The sequence below is a fragment of the Streptococcus sp. oral taxon 064 genome (assembly GCF_001683375.1).
In the GTDB taxonomy this organism is placed as follows: domain Bacteria; phylum Bacillota; class Bacilli; order Lactobacillales; family Streptococcaceae; genus Streptococcus; species Streptococcus oralis_S.
The window spans coordinates 594,976-609,579 of sequence record NZ_CP016207.1 but is presented as its reverse complement, the minus strand read 5'-3'; the positions used below and the strand labels follow the sequence as shown (position 1 = coordinate 609,579).

15 protein-coding genes and 2 pseudogenes are annotated in these 14,604 nt (G+C 42.2%); 13 read left to right on the top strand and 4 right to left on the bottom strand.

Going from position 1 to position 14,604, the window contains the following annotated elements; genetic code table 11:
* Positions 1-20: 20 nt before the first annotated feature.
* Together AXF18_RS03070 and AXF18_RS03065 are read left to right on the top strand one after the other, a co-directional pair.
* Positions 21-578: a DUF3592 domain-containing protein gene (locus AXF18_RS03070; RefSeq protein WP_065371452.1), complete on the top strand. Its 558-nt coding sequence runs from the start codon at positions 21-23 to the stop codon at positions 576-578.
* Between the two features lie 199 nt (positions 579-777).
* Positions 778-1,035, top strand: coding sequence for a metal-sensitive transcriptional regulator (locus AXF18_RS03065; protein ID WP_000185160.1), 258 nt, complete (start codon positions 778-780; stop codon positions 1,033-1,035).
* Between the two features lie 221 nt (positions 1,036-1,256).
* Here AXF18_RS03065 and AXF18_RS03060 read toward each other — a convergent pair whose 3' ends face one another.
* The 3 genes and pseudogenes from AXF18_RS03060 to AXF18_RS03055 all read right to left on the bottom strand — a co-directional run bounded on the left by AXF18_RS03060 (position 1,257) and on the right by AXF18_RS03055 (position 2,191).
* Positions 1,257-1,553: a rhodanese-like domain-containing protein gene (locus AXF18_RS03060; protein ID WP_000450168.1), complete on the bottom strand. Its 297-nt coding sequence runs from the start codon at positions 1,551-1,553 to the stop codon at positions 1,257-1,259.
* Positions 1,528-1,873 (bottom strand): annotated as a pseudogene (locus AXF18_RS10270) (CoA-disulfide reductase); the annotation flags it as partial. The gene AXF18_RS03060 and the pseudogene AXF18_RS10270, both read right to left, overlap by 26 nt.
* Positions 1,874-1,882: 9 nt before the next feature.
* Positions 1,883-2,191, bottom strand: a complete 309-nt coding sequence (locus tag AXF18_RS03055) for a rhodanese-like domain-containing protein (RefSeq protein ID WP_000468871.1) — start codon at positions 2,189-2,191, stop codon at positions 1,883-1,885.
* 175 nt (positions 2,192-2,366) lie between these two features.
* Between AXF18_RS03055 and AXF18_RS03050 the strand changes: the two genes are divergently transcribed.
* Together AXF18_RS03050 and AXF18_RS03045 are read left to right on the top strand one after the other, a co-directional pair.
* Positions 2,367-2,930: a sugar O-acetyltransferase gene (locus AXF18_RS03050; RefSeq protein WP_049550123.1), complete on the top strand. Its 564-nt coding sequence runs from the start codon at positions 2,367-2,369 to the stop codon at positions 2,928-2,930.
* A gap of 272 nt (positions 2,931-3,202) precedes the next feature.
* Positions 3,203-4,438 (top strand): carbohydrate-binding domain-containing protein, encoded by a 1,236-nt coding sequence (locus AXF18_RS03045; RefSeq protein WP_065371451.1) that lies wholly within the window; start codon positions 3,203-3,205, stop codon positions 4,436-4,438.
* Positions 4,439-4,500: 62 nt separating this feature from the next.
* On the opposite strand, the pseudogene AXF18_RS10265 reads toward AXF18_RS03045, so the two are convergent.
* Positions 4,501-4,644 (bottom strand): annotated as a pseudogene (locus AXF18_RS10265) (low temperature requirement protein A); the annotation flags it as partial.
* A 220-nt stretch (positions 4,645-4,864) separates the two neighbouring features.
* Between AXF18_RS10265 and AXF18_RS03040 the strand changes: the two are divergent.
* The 9 genes from AXF18_RS03040 (at position 4,865) to AXF18_RS02995 (ending at position 14,523) form a co-directional block, all read left to right on the top strand.
* Positions 4,865-5,581 (top strand): ABC transporter ATP-binding protein, encoded by a 717-nt coding sequence (locus tag AXF18_RS03040; RefSeq protein ID WP_065371450.1) that lies wholly within the window; start codon positions 4,865-4,867, stop codon positions 5,579-5,581.
* 1 nt (position 5,582) lies between these two features.
* A complete protein-coding gene (locus AXF18_RS03035; RefSeq protein WP_065371449.1) occupies positions 5,583-6,665 on the top strand; it encodes an ABC transporter permease in 1,083 nt (360 codons plus the stop codon).
* 39 nt (positions 6,666-6,704) lie between these two features.
* Entirely contained in the window at positions 6,705-7,328 is a 624-nt protein-coding gene (locus AXF18_RS03030) for a TetR/AcrR family transcriptional regulator (protein ID WP_065371448.1), read from the top strand.
* Between the two features lie 283 nt (positions 7,329-7,611).
* On the top strand, positions 7,612-8,376 hold the full coding sequence (locus AXF18_RS03020) for a nucleoside phosphorylase (RefSeq protein ID WP_065371446.1): 765 nt from the start codon (positions 7,612-7,614) through the stop codon (positions 8,374-8,376).
* A 33-nt stretch (positions 8,377-8,409) separates the two neighbouring features.
* Positions 8,410-9,789 carry a TrkH family potassium uptake protein gene (locus AXF18_RS03015; protein ID WP_065371445.1) on the top strand — a complete coding sequence of 460 codons (1,380 nt, stop codon included), beginning with the start codon at positions 8,410-8,412 and terminating at the stop codon, positions 9,787-9,789.
* A gap of 13 nt (positions 9,790-9,802) precedes the next feature.
* Positions 9,803-10,468 carry a TrkA family potassium uptake protein gene (locus tag AXF18_RS03010; RefSeq protein WP_001283884.1) on the top strand — a complete coding sequence of 222 codons (666 nt, stop codon included), beginning with the start codon at positions 9,803-9,805 and terminating at the stop codon, positions 10,466-10,468.
* Positions 10,469-10,625: 157 nt separating this feature from the next.
* Positions 10,626-12,713 (top strand): fibronectin-binding SSURE repeat-containing protein, encoded by a 2,088-nt coding sequence (locus AXF18_RS03005; RefSeq protein ID WP_065371444.1) that lies wholly within the window; start codon positions 10,626-10,628, stop codon positions 12,711-12,713.
* An 80-nt stretch (positions 12,714-12,793) separates the two neighbouring features.
* Positions 12,794-13,492 (top strand): response regulator transcription factor, encoded by a 699-nt coding sequence (locus AXF18_RS03000; protein WP_065371443.1) that lies wholly within the window; start codon positions 12,794-12,796, stop codon positions 13,490-13,492.
* A complete protein-coding gene (locus tag AXF18_RS02995; protein ID WP_065371442.1) occupies positions 13,489-14,523 on the top strand; it encodes a cell wall metabolism sensor histidine kinase WalK in 1,035 nt (344 codons plus the stop codon). The genes AXF18_RS03000 and AXF18_RS02995 overlap by 4 nt, the downstream gene beginning before the upstream one ends.
* Positions 14,524-14,604 lie beyond the last annotated feature (81 nt).

Genomic DNA, 14,604 nt, shown 5'->3' with positions numbered 1-14,604 from the left:
AAATAACAGGAGGAGTTCATATGAATAAAGAAGTAATTGGTTTGATAGTTGGGACAATCGTCATCTTCCTATCTTTTGTATTTGTGTGTGGGACCTTTCTCTATCTCTATCTTCGAGATCAGAAGTTGGTCCGTCTTGCCAAGTCATCCGTACAGGGAACGGTTATCGGCTATAGCCGTTTTCGTGAGGGGTATCCACCTATCGTCGAATACACGGTGGATGGGATTGCTTATAAGAAAACCTTGCAGTATTTTATGTTCAAAACGATCACAATTCCGTGGGGGACTACTAAATTTTTAAAGGACTATACAAGAGAAGATATGCTAGCGCCTTCGATCACTCGCTACAGCAACTCCTTTGTTTCCTTCAAACGCTTGATGCAGACCCATTTCCCCCTTCATTCGGAACTGACGGTCTGGTATGATCCAGACAAGCCGACCAGGGCCTATGTCGAACGTTACAGCGGAATGGACAAGTTTTACAAGTGGTTTGGTATCGAATTTGGGCTGGCTCTAGTTATAGTCTATGGGATAGTGATCCTAGCCTTTTTGTCCAATTTGTCCAAGATATACGCATAAAGGTCAGTTGGTTGAAAGGAAACTTTACTTCCCATCGAGTTTCAAGGAGGACAGAGTTTCTTTTCCATTTTCTTGCTCACCTATCTTTTCTTTCTGATACAGAGGAGAGGTTGCCTCCTACAAATACAGACAGGAAGTGAATTTTGACAAAGCCCCTTATTCGAGATATAATGAAGAAAAAGTGACCAAGGATAAATTAATGACAAACTCAAAGTATATCACACGCCTGAAACGTTCAGAGGGCCAGTTGCGTGGGATTCAAAAGATGATTGAAGAAGATCGTGACTGCGCAGATATTGTTACGCAGTTGACAGCAGTGAAATCTAGCGTTGAGCGCGTGATTGAGATGATCATTACTGAAAATCTCACAGGCTGTATCAACCAACCACTAGACGACCCCGAGGCTCAAAAGGAACGCCTAGAAAAGGCCATCCGATATCTGATTAAACGGAAATAAACTAATTTGCTATTGATAAACAATGCAGACAAAGGTATTTAAGTCTATTTCGATAAAGAAATCATGTCAGACAAACGGATGAGTTCCCCCAATACCAATGAGCAACCTCTTTTTAGATACCATCAATGTGCTTCGTTTTTTAGAAGCGACGGGCTACGAGCCCTATATCATTGGGTTGCAGAAATGAGAAAACCGATTAAGTTCCTTAATCGGTTTTTTGCTTATTCTACTTGACCGGGCCAAGCATTCATACCACCTTCTACATTGATAACGGTAAGGCCTTGAGCGCTTAGAAATTCACAAGCAGATGCGGAGCGTACTCCGCCTTGACAGATGACATGGTATTCCTGGTCAGCTTTGAGTTCTTTATAACCTTGCTCCAAGGTACTTAACGGAAGATTTCTTGCTCCTGGTGCATGTCCTGCTTGGAATTCATGCACTTCACGTACATCGATAAGGTTTAGATTTTCATTTAGGTATTTTTCATAAAAGTCAGCCATGCTGATACTCGTTTCCATATTCGACTCCTTCTGGATTAGCCATTTTATATAGTGAATAAGCGCCATCAAGGTTTTGGACGGCAAATCCTGCCGCTCGAGGCTACGCTCTGTGATCTAGCTACGCAAAACGCTGATGTAGGCGTCTGGTTCATCCAAGTTCTCCCATAGTTTGTTTAGGGGGATATGAATGGTATCGACCTTGGGTCGCCCCCCTGAAATTCGCCACTTATCCGTACATCTAGGGATTTTTGGCCCTTAGTCAGATCGTCTTTGAGCTGACACCATTGGATATTATCGCTCAGACCTTCGATAAGGTTCAAGGCTGTGTAGCCAATTATTTTATGCTTCTAGATGACCTTGCCTGTCCAAGCGCTCATACCGCCTCGGACATTGATGACATCGTAGCCTTTTTTCTTTAGCTTTTTCGCAGCTAGTTTGCTTCGCACACCAGAATGACAAATAACATAGAGTGTTTCTTTTGTCGCTGGTGTGTAAGAACCGATTTCCGTTAAAGGAACATTTTTGGCATTTTTGATATGACCTCTCCGGAATTCCATAGGCGTCCGAACATCTAGTAGCTGAATCGGTTCTCTGAGTTTAGCTTCTAACTCGCTGGTAGAAATACTGTCAATTTTTGTAAATAATAGGTGAAACATAGGCACCTCCAAATATACCCTTATGGGGTATATTAAACCATGAAGTCAAGCTTTTGTCAAGCAAGTTGTTTTAACTTGGGAGGGAATTAGTTTCGAGAGTCTAGAAAGCAGGCTATTCTTGACCTTTCAAAGGCTTTTTGATATGATGGATCCAAAGTAAGTGTGAGGTGATAAGATGGCTAGCGAATACCAGAAAATGATAGCAGGGGAGCCTTACCGTCCGTCGGATCCTGAATTACGGACCTTGGCGCAGGCTTCTCGCCAAAAACAGGCTGCCTTTAACAAGGAAGAAGATCCCTTGAAGGGAGCAGATATTATCAAGACTTGGTTTGGCTCAACTGGACAAAATCTCTACGTCAATCCACGCTTGGTGGTCGATTATGGAGTCAATATCCATCTAGGGGAAAATTTTTATTCTAATTGGAATTTGACCATGCTGGATGTTTGTCAGATTCGCATCGGGAACAACGCTATGCTTGGCCCCAACTGTCAGTTTTTAACCCCACTTCATCCACTGAATCCGGATGAACGCAATTCAGGGGTCGAATATGGCAAGCCCATCACCATTGGAGACAATTTCTGGGCTGGAGGTGGCGTCATTGTCCTTCCTAGAGTGACATTGGGAAATAACGTAGTTGCAGGAGCAGGTGCCGTGATTACCAAGTCCTTTGGAGACAATGTTGTCCTAGCTGGGAATCCTGCGCGTGTTATCAAGGAAGTCCCTGTAAAAGAAAACTAAAAAGAACAGCTTGGGCTGTTCTTTTTATGAGCTTTAGTCTTATAGATTTTTCTTCTTTTTGGCTTTTTTGGTTAGAGTGACATGGCACTGGGGGATGTTGATTTTAAAAACGATTAACTGTATTTTAGTATTCTCAAATTGTTTCTAGTAGCCCTTTCAAAAGAATACTGAGTGAAACTAAATTTAAGGAAACTTTCGGAAAAGTTTTAGTTTTGTTTCAGGAATCTTCTGTAGACTGTCTAGCTATATCATACGAAGGAGAGGAAAAAGGTATGAAATCAAAAAAATGGATCCTACTCGCAACGAGTCTAACAGCAATGGTGCTGCTGGCAGCATGTGCCCAGTCAACAACTACATCCAATACCAATGCAACGACAAATAGTGCCACAACAACTGCAACAAAGACAAACCAATCATCCTATTTTACAGAGAAGGACAATGATACTTCTTATGACGAAAGCACAGCTTCTAAAATTGAGTTATCTGGCTCATCTGCAAACGTCTCTGGAGATGGGGTGACAGTCTCTGAATCAACAGTGACCATCACAAAATCTGGAACCTATGTAATTTCAGGTCAGTCTGACGGAGTGCAGATCAAGATCGAGGCAGATAAGTCGGCAGATGTTCATCTAGTCCTAAAAGGTGCGACCATGACCAATACCAATGCAGCGATATCTGCGACATCAGCTGGGCATGTCTACTTGACTCTAGCAGAGGGAACCACCAACAGTCTCTCTGACTCAAGCTCTAACAGCGATGAAAAGGCTGACGCAGCTCTCTTTTCTAAGGTGGATTTGACCATCAACGGGAAAGGAACTCTCAATGTAGATGGCAAGAAGAACAACGGGATCAAGGCTAATGACACCCTCCATATCACGGGTGGAACCTATAACATCACAGCAGTTGGCGATGCCTTTAATGTCAATGATGAACTCAACATCACTGGTACGACCATGACTATCGATGCTAAAGAAGATGGAGTCAAGGTGGACAATGATGAGGATACTTCAGTCGGAACCATGTACCTATCCAACAACAATATCACCGTTACAGCAGGAGATGATGGCATCCACGCTTCTGGTGACCTGGTTATCGATAGTGGTACCTACACCGTCAAGAATTCGACAGAAGGACTTGAAGGTAAGTCAATCACTATCAACAGTGGGGACATTAGCATCTATTCGACAGATGATGGAGTCAACGCAGCTAACAAAAATGCCCAACAGAGTGAAATCTTCTTCACTATGAACGGTGGGAACCTGACAGTAGAAGTCGGCCAAGAAGACACAGATCCAATCGACTCGAACGGCAATATCACAGTCACAGGTGGAACCATTAAAATGACTGGTCAAACAGGTTTTGACTTTGATGGAACAGCGACCTACACAGGTGGAGATATCTATCTCAACGGTGAGAAACAAACGGAAATTGTCAACTCTATGCCTGGAGGCGGTGGACCAAATGGAGGCCCTCAAGGCGGCGGTCCAGCCCCTAGTGGACAAGGATAAACAAAAAATCTCCTTTCTCGAAAGAGAAGGGAGAGTTTTTGTGTTTGAGAGGTGGATTGTAGCTAAAACAACTCCCAATTAGGTCTTGAAAATTTCTTAGTCTGTTTCATATAAAAATGAGTAAAATGAATTTCCATCGCCAAGGTCATCAAGGTTGCAATGGTGATGACAGTGGTAGGATTAGCTGAGAAAAGTAGAGGAAGAATAGGCCTTTAAAAAGTGGACGGGAAAGACCATTTCGGAGTATCGAGAAGAGATTTAGAAACAGCTCTAAAAGTAATAGCTATTCATTATAAGCATCAGATAATAATGTCTGGTGCTCTATTTTTTAAAGAATTTAACTATTTCTCTTGACAAGTGAGTAATCACTCACTATAATGGGTTTATATTTAGTAAGTGAGTAACCACTCACCAAGGAGGAAGTAAATGAAAACATTACTACATTTACAAGATTTAGTAAAATCTTTTGACCATCAAATAGTTCTGAATCATGTCAGCTTTGAATTGCAGACAGGAGAAATTATAGGATTAATTGGTCCGTCTGGTGCTGGTAAATCAACTATGATTAAGACTACGTTAGGAGTGGAAAAGGCTGATGGAGGCGTAGCTTTAGTGTTAAATCACACTATGCCCAATCGCCATATTTTAGGAGATATTGGCTATATGGCCCAATCAGATGCTTTATACGAGTCCTTGTCAGGCCAAGAAAATCTGGAATTTTTTGGTCAGCTAAAGGGGCTTTCTAAAAAAGACCTAAAGGCGGAAATTGCTTATATAGCTCAAGTAGTAGATCTGACAGACTACTTAAACAAGGCGGTATCTGGTTATTCTGGAGGAATGAAACGGCGTTTGTCACTGGCTATCGCGCTTTTAGGAAATCCTCAACTCTTGATTTTGGACGAACCGACAGTTGGAATCGACCCTTCTCTTCGAAAGAAAATCTGGAAAGAATTATTTGCGCTTAGAGACAATGGGGTAGGGATATTAGTTACTACCCATGTTATGGATGAAGCAGAGTTGACGGATAAGGTCGGCTTATTATTAGGCGGAAAAATCATTGCTTTTGATACACCGCAACACTTAAAAGAAAGTTATCAAGTTTCAAGTATTGAAGAAGTATTTTTAAAAGCAGAAGGTGAGTAAGATGAGAACAATAGCGATTGCAAAAAAAGTCATCAAAGAATTACTTCGTGACAAACGAACTCTAGCCCTGATGTTTATAGCCCCTGTTTTTATCATGTGGTTGATGAACCTCATGTTTTCAGCTAGTACAACCGTGAATGTCAAGTTGGCAACACAAGATCTACCAACTGGTTTGGTAACGAAAATGGATGAGCTCGATCATGTGGACGTCGAGACTTATCAAGGCTTAGATCAAGCCAAAGAAGCGCTAGCAAATGAAAAAGTCGATGCTGTGATTTCTTATAAAAACGGTGAGTACCAGGTCGACTACGCAAACACAGACGCCTCCAAAACATCTATGATACGACAAGTGTTACGAACGAGTATCGCCAGTGAAGGCACCGATCAGTTACTATCTCGTGTTAAAAAAGCTCTTCCACAATTGGACTCGGACGCAAAAACACCAGAAATCAAGGAGTCTTACCAGTATGGAGATGAAAATACAAGCTTCTTTACCAATATGATTCCGGTTTTGATAGGTTTTGTAGTTTTCTTTTTTGTCTTTTTGATTTCAGGTATGGCGCTTTTGAAAGAACGCACCAGTGGAACACTAGAACGTTTGTTAGCAACACCAGTGAAACGATCTGAAATCGTCTATGGCTATATGTTGTCTTACGGTATTATTGCGATTTTTCAAACGGCAGTTGTCGTTTTAGCAGCAATTTGGCTACTAGATGTAGAAGTTGTAGGAAGTATTTTAAATGTTATAATAGTTAATGTGGTACTGGCTCTTGTAGCACTAGCTTTTGGAATTCTCTTGTCTACTCTAGCAAAATCAGAATTCCAAATGATGCAATTTATTCCTCTCGTGATTATGCCCCAACTTTTTTTCTCAGGAATTATTCCATTGTCATCCATGGGAGAATGGGCTCCAACTGTGGGGAAATTTTTGCCATTAACCTATTCTGGTGATGCAATAAGCCAGATTATTCTTTACGGGCACAATCTTGGTGATATTTTGTCAAATCTTGGTGTTTTAATGATTTTCTTGATCATTTTAACAATTCTCAATATTGTTGGATTGCGTCGTTATCGTAAAGTTTAGAAATCAACATAAATAATGCTAAAAAGGTGTGAAGATTAGATGGATAAGACTGTTTTTGAATCGTTTGAAGATTACTTAGAAGAAGCGAATTACCCTCAAGGAAAGAAAAAAATCATGCAGGCAGCAGTGGATCTCATATCAACCAGGAGTTACCATGGGACCTCAACTCTTCACATAGCTGAGCGTGCTGGACTAAGCCAGGCAACTTTGTTTAAGTATTTTAAGACGAAGGATGATCTACTGACGGCTATTTTACATCCTGTAGTCCCAGGCATTTTCGGTAGTTTTTTTGAGGAACTCTTAGCTTTTGAAACGACAGAAGAGAGGGTTCGTTATCTCGTCCACAATCGTATGAGCTATCTCAAAAAAAATCGTGCTTTGATGAAAATCATTCTGCAGGAGAGTTTTTCAAATAAAAAACTAAAAAATGAACAGATTTTTATCTGGAATGCTATTCAAGATAAACTTCGAGTGCTTCATAAGGAATTGCTAGCAGATCCACGTGTAAATCCAGAGTTAACGATTCCTCAAATGGTTCGTATTTGTGTTGGCCCGTTGTTGGCTTACTTCGCTCAGCTTTATATCGTTAGTGACAATGGAGAAATAAAAGAAGAAGACCTAGACTTATTAGAAAAACAGATTTTAGGTGGTTTGTGGAAATAGAGTAGGCCTAGACAAATGGAGGCTAGATTCTATTGGTTTGGCTTCTTGTACAAGATAATATAAAAGGGTATACATTACCTGATGCAGATTCGTGCTTTTTTATTATTGAATTTGGTATTTTGGTGATAGTCCTCAATCACTTTACTAAAACAGAAACCGACCTCTCCAGCGGTGCAACGCTTTCTCAAGTGCATGGAAGAGGAGTTTTCTGGCTTGGTAAACCCAACTCCTTGACACTCCGTCAGCTTTTGATACAATAGTACAAAATTAGAGGAGGTGGGCTATGATTCAGAAGCATGCGATTCCCATTTTAGAGTTTGATGATAACCCCCAAGCGGTCCTTATGCCAACACATGAGGGGTTAGACTTGAAGTTGCCAAAGAAGTGTATCTATGCATTTTTGGAGGAGGAGATTGACCGCTACGCTCAGGAAGTAGGGGCGGATTGTGTTGGTGAGTTCGTTTCGGCTACTAAGACTTATCCAGTCTATGTCATCAACTACAAGGGTGAGAAGATTTGTCTGGCCCAGGCGCCCGTGGGCTCTGCCCCAGCGGCCCAGTTTATGGATTGGTTGATTGGCTATGGTGTGGAGCAAATCATTTCCACTGGTACTTGTGGAGTTCTAGCCGATATAGAGGAAAATGCCTTTCTCGTCCCTGTTCGCGCTCTGCGAGATGAGGGGACCAGCTACCACTATGCAGCGCCTTCTCGTTATATGGAGATGCGGATTGGGGCTATCTCTGCCATTGAGCAAGTCTTGGAACAAAGAGGCATTCCTTACGAGGAGGTCATGACCTGGACGACAGATGGTTTTTACCGAGAGACCGCTGAAAAGGTTGCCTATCGCAAGGAAGAAGGCTGTGCTGTTGTGGAGATGGAGTGCTCTGCTCTTGCGGCAGTTGCCCAACTACGTGGGGTTGTCTGGGGAGAACTGCTCTTTACCGCAGATTCCTTGGCCGATCTGGACAACTACGATAGTCGTGACTGGGGCTCAGAAGCTTTTGATAAGGCACTCGAACTCTGTCTTGCCATTGTGCACCACATGTGAGTGTTCTGACTGTTTTTATGGTAGAATGTAGTTATGTTATTCAAATCTTTTTTGGAAAAAATCAAGACGATACTGGGACGCTTGTCGCCAGCCCGTCGCATCTTTTTAAGTTTTGCACTAGTGATCTTCCTGGGTTCGCTTCTTTTAAGTCTCCCCTTTGTGCAAGCAGGAACGTCACAAGCGACCTACTTTGACCATCTCTTTACGACCGTGTCCATGGTCTGTGTGACAGGGCTTTTTACTCTGCCAGTGGCTTCTACCTACAATATCTGGGGCCAGTTGATCTGTATGATTTTGATCCAGATTGGTGGTTTGGGGCTCATGACCTTTATCGGAATCTTTTATATCCAAGGCAAGCAAAAGCTCAGTCTTCGTGGTCGTGAGACTATTCAAGAAAGTTTTGCTTATGGAGAAACCCAGTCTCTAAAGGATTTCATTCGTTCAATCTTTCTGACGACTTTTCTAGTGGAAGGGCTCGGTGCCTTTCTCTTGAGTTTCCGCTTTATTCCTGAATTTGGCTGGGGACGAGGGATTTTAACTTCTATCTTTTTGGCTGTTTCAGCTTTCTGTAATGCTGGATTTGATAATTTTGGAAGTACGAGTTTGCTAGCCTTTCAAACGGATCCCTTGATCAATCTAGTGATTGCAGGATTGATTATCACGGGTGGTCTAGGATTTATGGTCTGGTTTGACCTAGCGACCCAGATTGGGAAAAAGAAAAAACGCCGCCTACGTTTCCATACCAAGTTGGTTCTCCTTTTAACGGCGGGAATTTTGCTCTTTGGAACCGTATCGACTCTCTTAATTGAGTGGAATAATCCTGGAACGATTGGAAATCTCAGCGCTCCAGAGAAACTGCTGGTTAGTTTCTTCCAGACCGTCAGCATGAGAACGGCAGGTTTTGCCTCTATTGACTACACCCAGGCTCGACCGGTGACCTTGTTCATCTATATCCTACAGATGTTTCTAGGAGGGGCGCCTGGAGGGACAGCAGGGGGGCTCAAGATTACGACCTTCTTTGTCTTGTTGGTCTTTGCTCGTAGCGAACTATTGGGCTTGCCTCATGCCAATGTAGCTCGGAGGACCATTGAACCCCGAACCGTGCAAAAATCTTTCAGTGTCTTTATTATCTTCTTGCTGACCTTCTTGCTGGGCTTGATCCTACTAGGGATAACAGCAGAGGGGAATCCGCGTTTTATTTACCTCATGTTTGAGACCATTTCAGCCCTTGCGACAGTTGGGGTGACGGCAAATTTAACACCAGAGCTAGGCCAGATAGCCCTCAGCATCGTTATGTTATTGATGTTTATCGGCCGTATTGGTCCCTTGACACTACTGGTCAGTGTAGCGGAATACCAGCCAGACAAGAAAGATACGATTCACTATATGAAAGCAGATATCACCATTGGGTAAGAAAGGAAGAACGATGTCAGATCGGACAATTGGAATTTTAGGTTTGGGAATTTTTGGGAGCAGTGTTTTGGCTGCCCTAGCCAAGCATGACATGAATATCATTGCTATTGATGACCACGAGGAACGCATTAATCAATTTGAACCTGTGCTGGCGCGTGGGGTAGTTGGAGATATCACGGATGAAGAACTCCTTCTATCAGCGGGGATTGACACCTGTGATACCGTAGTTGTCGCAACAGGTGAAAATCTGGAGTCCAGTGTTCTCGCGGTTATGCACTGCAAGAGTCTAGGAGTGCCGACCGTCATTGCCAAGGTCAAAAGCCATACAGCTAAAAAGGTTCTAGAAAAAATTGGGGCAGACGCAGTCATCTCACCAGAGTTTGAAATGGGGCGCTCATTGGCACAGACCATCCTCTTTCATAACAGTGTAGACGTCTTTCAGCTGGACAAGAATGTATCGATTGTCGAGATGAAAATCCCCCAATCATGGGTAGGTAAAAGCCTCAGTCAGTTGGATTTGCGTGGGCGATACAACCTCAACGTACTTGGCTTTCGTTCCTACGAAAATGCTCCTCTGGATGTCCAATTTGGACCCAATGACCTCTTGCAGGCAGATGCCTACATCATGGCCGTCATTAATAACCAACATCTGGACACCCTAGCTGAACTGAGTGAGTAGGAGAGGAAGGGCTACTCTCTTTCCCAAATAATTAACGAGTCAATATAAGTATTTTATAAGAGGGATTTAAGAAAAATTTTAACTTTTTCTTAATCCTTTTTAATTTTAGGAGATTATACTAGAGTCATCAAAAAAAGAAAACTCTAAGGAGAATCCTATGAAATTCAATCCAAATCAGAGATATACTCGTTGGTCAATTCGCCGTCTCAGTGTCGGTGTTGCTTCAGTTGTTGTGGCTAGTGGCTTCTTTGTCCTAGTTGGTCAACCAAGTTCTGCACGTGCTGATGTTGTCAATCCGACTCCTGCCCAAGTCGTGCCAGACGTTGCTTCGGTGAGTGAAAAGAGCGACTTACCAGCAGAGGTTCTCAAAAAAGCAGTCGATGTAGCTCTTCCTTCAGAACAAGCAGACTCAGCACCTAAAGCAAGCTTGGATACTACAAGCTCTTCAGAAAAAGCAGACGCAACTGCTAAAGAGCCTGCAGTAGCGCCAAAAGAAGAAGTACAAGCACAACCTGACTCTAAGAAACAAACAGAAGATGCAGTTAAACCTGTGGAAAGTCCTGTGCCTACAGTTTCTGGACAAGACCGTGAAGCCAGTGAAGCGAAATCAGCGACCACTCCAGCTGAAGTGCAAAAAGGTGTGGCTGACAACACCAAAGATACAGTAGATGTCCAAGCTTCTTATTTGGATAGAGCTAATTTCCCAGGTCCATTTACAGCTGGTGTCAACCAAGTTATTCCATACGAAGCCTTTGGTGGAGATGGTATGTTGACTCGCCTTATCTTGAAAGCCTCTGATAAGGCTCCATGGTCAGACAACGGAACAGCTAAAAATCCCACTCTCTCACCAGTAGAGAAATTGGGCAAAGGTCTTTACTTCTACGAAGTGGACTTGGCCGGCACCCAAGGCAAATCTGACCAAGAGCTGCTTGATCTCTTAAAACAAAATGGTACGCAAAGCTATAAAGCTACCATCAAGGTGTACGGTGCGAAAGATGGCAAGCCTGACTTAACTAATCTGGTAGCGACTAAAGATTTGGATGTCAACTTGAATGGTTTGACCACCCCAGCTGAAGTCCAAAAAGGTGTGGCTGACAACACCAAAGACATAGTAGATGTCCCAGCTTCTTATTTGGATAGAGCTAATTTCCCAGGTCCATTCACAGCTGGTGTCAACCAAGTTATTCCATACGAAGCTTTTGGTGGAGATGGAATGTTGACCCGCCTCTTGTTAAAAGCTTCCGACAAGGCCCCTTGGTCAGACAACGGAATAGCTGAAAATCCAGCTCTATTGCCACTTGAAGGCTTGGCTAAAGGCCAATATTTCTACGAAGTGGATTTGGCTGGCACCCAAGGTAAATCAGATAAAGAGCTTCTTGATTTCTTGAAACAAAACGGCACTCAAAGCTATAAAGCTACTATCAAGGTGTACGGTGCGAAAGATGGTAAGGCTGACTTGAGCAATCTGGTAGCGACTAAAGATTTGACTGTTAATTTGAATGGCTTGACCACACCAACTCAGGTTAAAGAATCTGTTGTTAACAATGTCAAAGACATGATTGATGTTCCAGCTAGCTACCTTGATAAGGCTAAGGTTCCTGGACCTTTCTTGGCCGGTGTCAACCAGGTTATACCATACGAAGCTTTTGGTGGAGATGGTATGTTGACTCGCCTCTTGTTAAAAGCCTCAGACAAAGCCCCTTGGTCAGACAATGGAATGGATAAAAATCCTGCTTTATTGCCACTTGAAGGCTTGGCTAAAGGCCAATATTTCTACGAAGTGGATTTGAATGGCAATACGGTTGGCAAAGATGGTCAGGCCTTGCTGGAGCAACTTCGAGCTAACGGAACCCATACATATTCAGCTACTATTAAAGTCTATGGCTCTAAAGATGGCAAACCTGATTTGACCAATCTGATTGCTACTCGTCAAGTAACGATTCAGCTTCGTGGAAAAGAAATGGCGACAATACCATCTCAACAAGGTCAGATGAATACGAAGCCTTCTGAAACAGGCTCTACAGGTACGACTGATGGTATGATGGGTACAAATCACCATATGTCAGATATGAAAGTAGATCAACCAGCTTCTGGCCCAATGGCTAATATGATGAAAAAAGATGTTAAAGCGATGCTACCAAATACTGGTGAAGCTCAAACGGCTACAGCTGGACTTGGAATCCTTGGCCTAGCCTTGGCAGGTTTTGTTGGATTTTTGGGTTGGAAAACCAAAAGAGAAGATTAAGGTTCAAATCATTTAAACATTACGGAAAATAGTGTTATACTAAAGCAAGTATAACACTGTTTTTGTCAAAGGAGTGTCAGATGAAAAAGACAATTTTGTTGGTTGATGATGAGATAGATATTCTAGATATTCAAAATCGCTATCTTTTACAGGCAGGTTACGATGTTTTAGTTGCCCATGACGGTAAGGAAGGATTAGAACTTTTTAGAAAAAAATCTATCGATCTCATTATCACAGATATCATGATGCCTAATATGGACGGTTATGATTTCATCAGCGAAGTTCAGTATATTGCTCCTGATCAACCCTTTCTCTTTACAACTGCTAAGACAAGCGAACAGGATAAGATTTATGGATTAAGTTTGGGGGCAGATGATTTTATAGCTAAACCGTTTAGCCCACGGGAATTGGTTTTGAGAGTGAATAATATTTTGCGCCGCCTTAGTCGAGGCGGAGAGACCGAGCAGATTGAGCTTGGTGACTTAGTGATCAACCATGTGACTCATGAGGTTCGTATTGGGGAACAGTCTTTGGAATTGACAGTGAAATCTTTTGAACTTCTATGGATATTAGCCAGCAATCCTGAGAGAGTCTTTTCAAAGACTGAACTTTACGAGAAGGTATGGCAAGAGGACTATGTAGATGATACCAATACACTCAATGTTCATATCCATGCTTTGAGACAAGAGTTGAGTAAGTATACGAATTTAAACACTCCTGCTATCAAAACTGTTTGGGGATTGGGCTATAAGATGGAAAGACCGAGAGGTAAAAAATGAAATTAAAAAGCTATATTTTAGTGGGGTATCTAGTTTCGACTCTACTAACGATTTTGGTCGTTTTCTGGGCAGTCCAACGAATGTTGATTGAGAAAAGTGAAGTTTACTTTCTGGTTGGAATGACCTTGATTGCAAGTTTCATTGGCGCTGCAGTGAGCATCTTTCTTTTGTCACCTGTTTTTTCTTCTCTAAAACATTTGAAAAAACAAGCTCAGAATATAGCTGGCAAAGATTTCAGCACAGAAATTGAAACCAAAGGGCCGATAGAATTTCAAGAGTTAGGCCAAGCTTTTAATGACATGTCCCGCAATTTACAAGATACCTTTCAATCACTTGATGAGAGTGAGCAAGAAAAGAGAATGATGATTGCTCAGCTCTCTCATGATATTAAAACTCCCATTACCTCCATTCAGGTTACTGTGGAAGGGATTCTAGATGGAGTAATCAAGGAAGAGGAACGACTCCATTACTTAACCACGATTGGTCGCCAAACCGAGCGTTTAAACAAGCTAGTAGAGGAGTTGGATGTTTTGACTCTTAACGCTCAGCCTCAAGATATAGCTGACGAAGAAGTCGAAGATGTGTTTTTAGATCAGCTGTTGATTGAGTCGATGAGTGAATTTCAACTTCAAATTGAACGAGAGGAGCGAGATGTCTACATCCAAGTAAAGCCTGAGTCTGCGAAAATCAAGAGTTATTATGACAAACTCTCTCGTATTCTAGTCAATTTGTTAAACAATGCATTTAAATATTCAGAACCTGGAACTAGGATTGAAGTTCTTGCTCAATTAACAGAAGAAGAGCTCATAATCAGTGTGAAAGACGAGGGTCAAGGTATTCTTCCTGAAGATTTGGAAAAGATCTTTAAACGACTTTATCGTGTAGAAACTTCGCGCAATATGAAGACAGGTGGACATGGCTTAGGTCTTGCGATTGCACGCGAACTAGCCCATCAGCTTGGTGGCGAAATCACAGCAGAAAGTCAATATGGCTTAGGAAGCAAGTTTACATTCAGCCTCAATTTGAAATAAAGGCGTAAAATCCCTTTACAAATCTAGCTTTTCATGGTACAATAGCATTTGTGTGAAATAGCAGCAGGAAAGCATGAAGCT

Coding starts and splice junctions, on each gene's coding strand:
- AXF18_RS03070 (WP_065371452.1), top strand. CDS start 21: ATGAATAAAGAAGTAATTGGTTTGATAGTTGGGACAATCGTCATCTTC.
- AXF18_RS03065 (WP_000185160.1), top strand. CDS start 778: ATGACAAACTCAAAGTATATCACACGCCTGAAACGTTCAGAGGGCCAG.
- AXF18_RS03060 (WP_000450168.1), bottom strand. CDS start 1,553: ATGGAAACGAGTATCAGCATGGCTGACTTTTATGAAAAATACCTAAAT.
- AXF18_RS03055 (WP_000468871.1), bottom strand. CDS start 2,191: ATGTTTCACCTATTATTTACAAAAATTGACAGTATTTCTACCAGCGAG.
- AXF18_RS03050 (WP_049550123.1), top strand. CDS start 2,367: ATGGCTAGCGAATACCAGAAAATGATAGCAGGGGAGCCTTACCGTCCG.
- AXF18_RS03045 (WP_065371451.1), top strand. CDS start 3,203: ATGAAATCAAAAAAATGGATCCTACTCGCAACGAGTCTAACAGCAATG.
- AXF18_RS03040 (WP_065371450.1), top strand. CDS start 4,865: ATGAAAACATTACTACATTTACAAGATTTAGTAAAATCTTTTGACCAT.
- AXF18_RS03035 (WP_065371449.1), top strand. CDS start 5,583: ATGAGAACAATAGCGATTGCAAAAAAAGTCATCAAAGAATTACTTCGT.
- AXF18_RS03030 (WP_065371448.1), top strand. CDS start 6,705: ATGGATAAGACTGTTTTTGAATCGTTTGAAGATTACTTAGAAGAAGCG.
- AXF18_RS03020 (WP_065371446.1), top strand. CDS start 7,612: ATGATTCAGAAGCATGCGATTCCCATTTTAGAGTTTGATGATAACCCC.
- AXF18_RS03015 (WP_065371445.1), top strand. CDS start 8,410: ATGTTATTCAAATCTTTTTTGGAAAAAATCAAGACGATACTGGGACGC.
- AXF18_RS03010 (WP_001283884.1), top strand. CDS start 9,803: ATGTCAGATCGGACAATTGGAATTTTAGGTTTGGGAATTTTTGGGAGC.
- AXF18_RS03005 (WP_065371444.1), top strand. CDS start 10,626: ATGAAATTCAATCCAAATCAGAGATATACTCGTTGGTCAATTCGCCGT.
- AXF18_RS03000 (WP_065371443.1), top strand. CDS start 12,794: ATGAAAAAGACAATTTTGTTGGTTGATGATGAGATAGATATTCTAGAT.
- AXF18_RS02995 (WP_065371442.1), top strand. CDS start 13,489: ATGAAATTAAAAAGCTATATTTTAGTGGGGTATCTAGTTTCGACTCTA.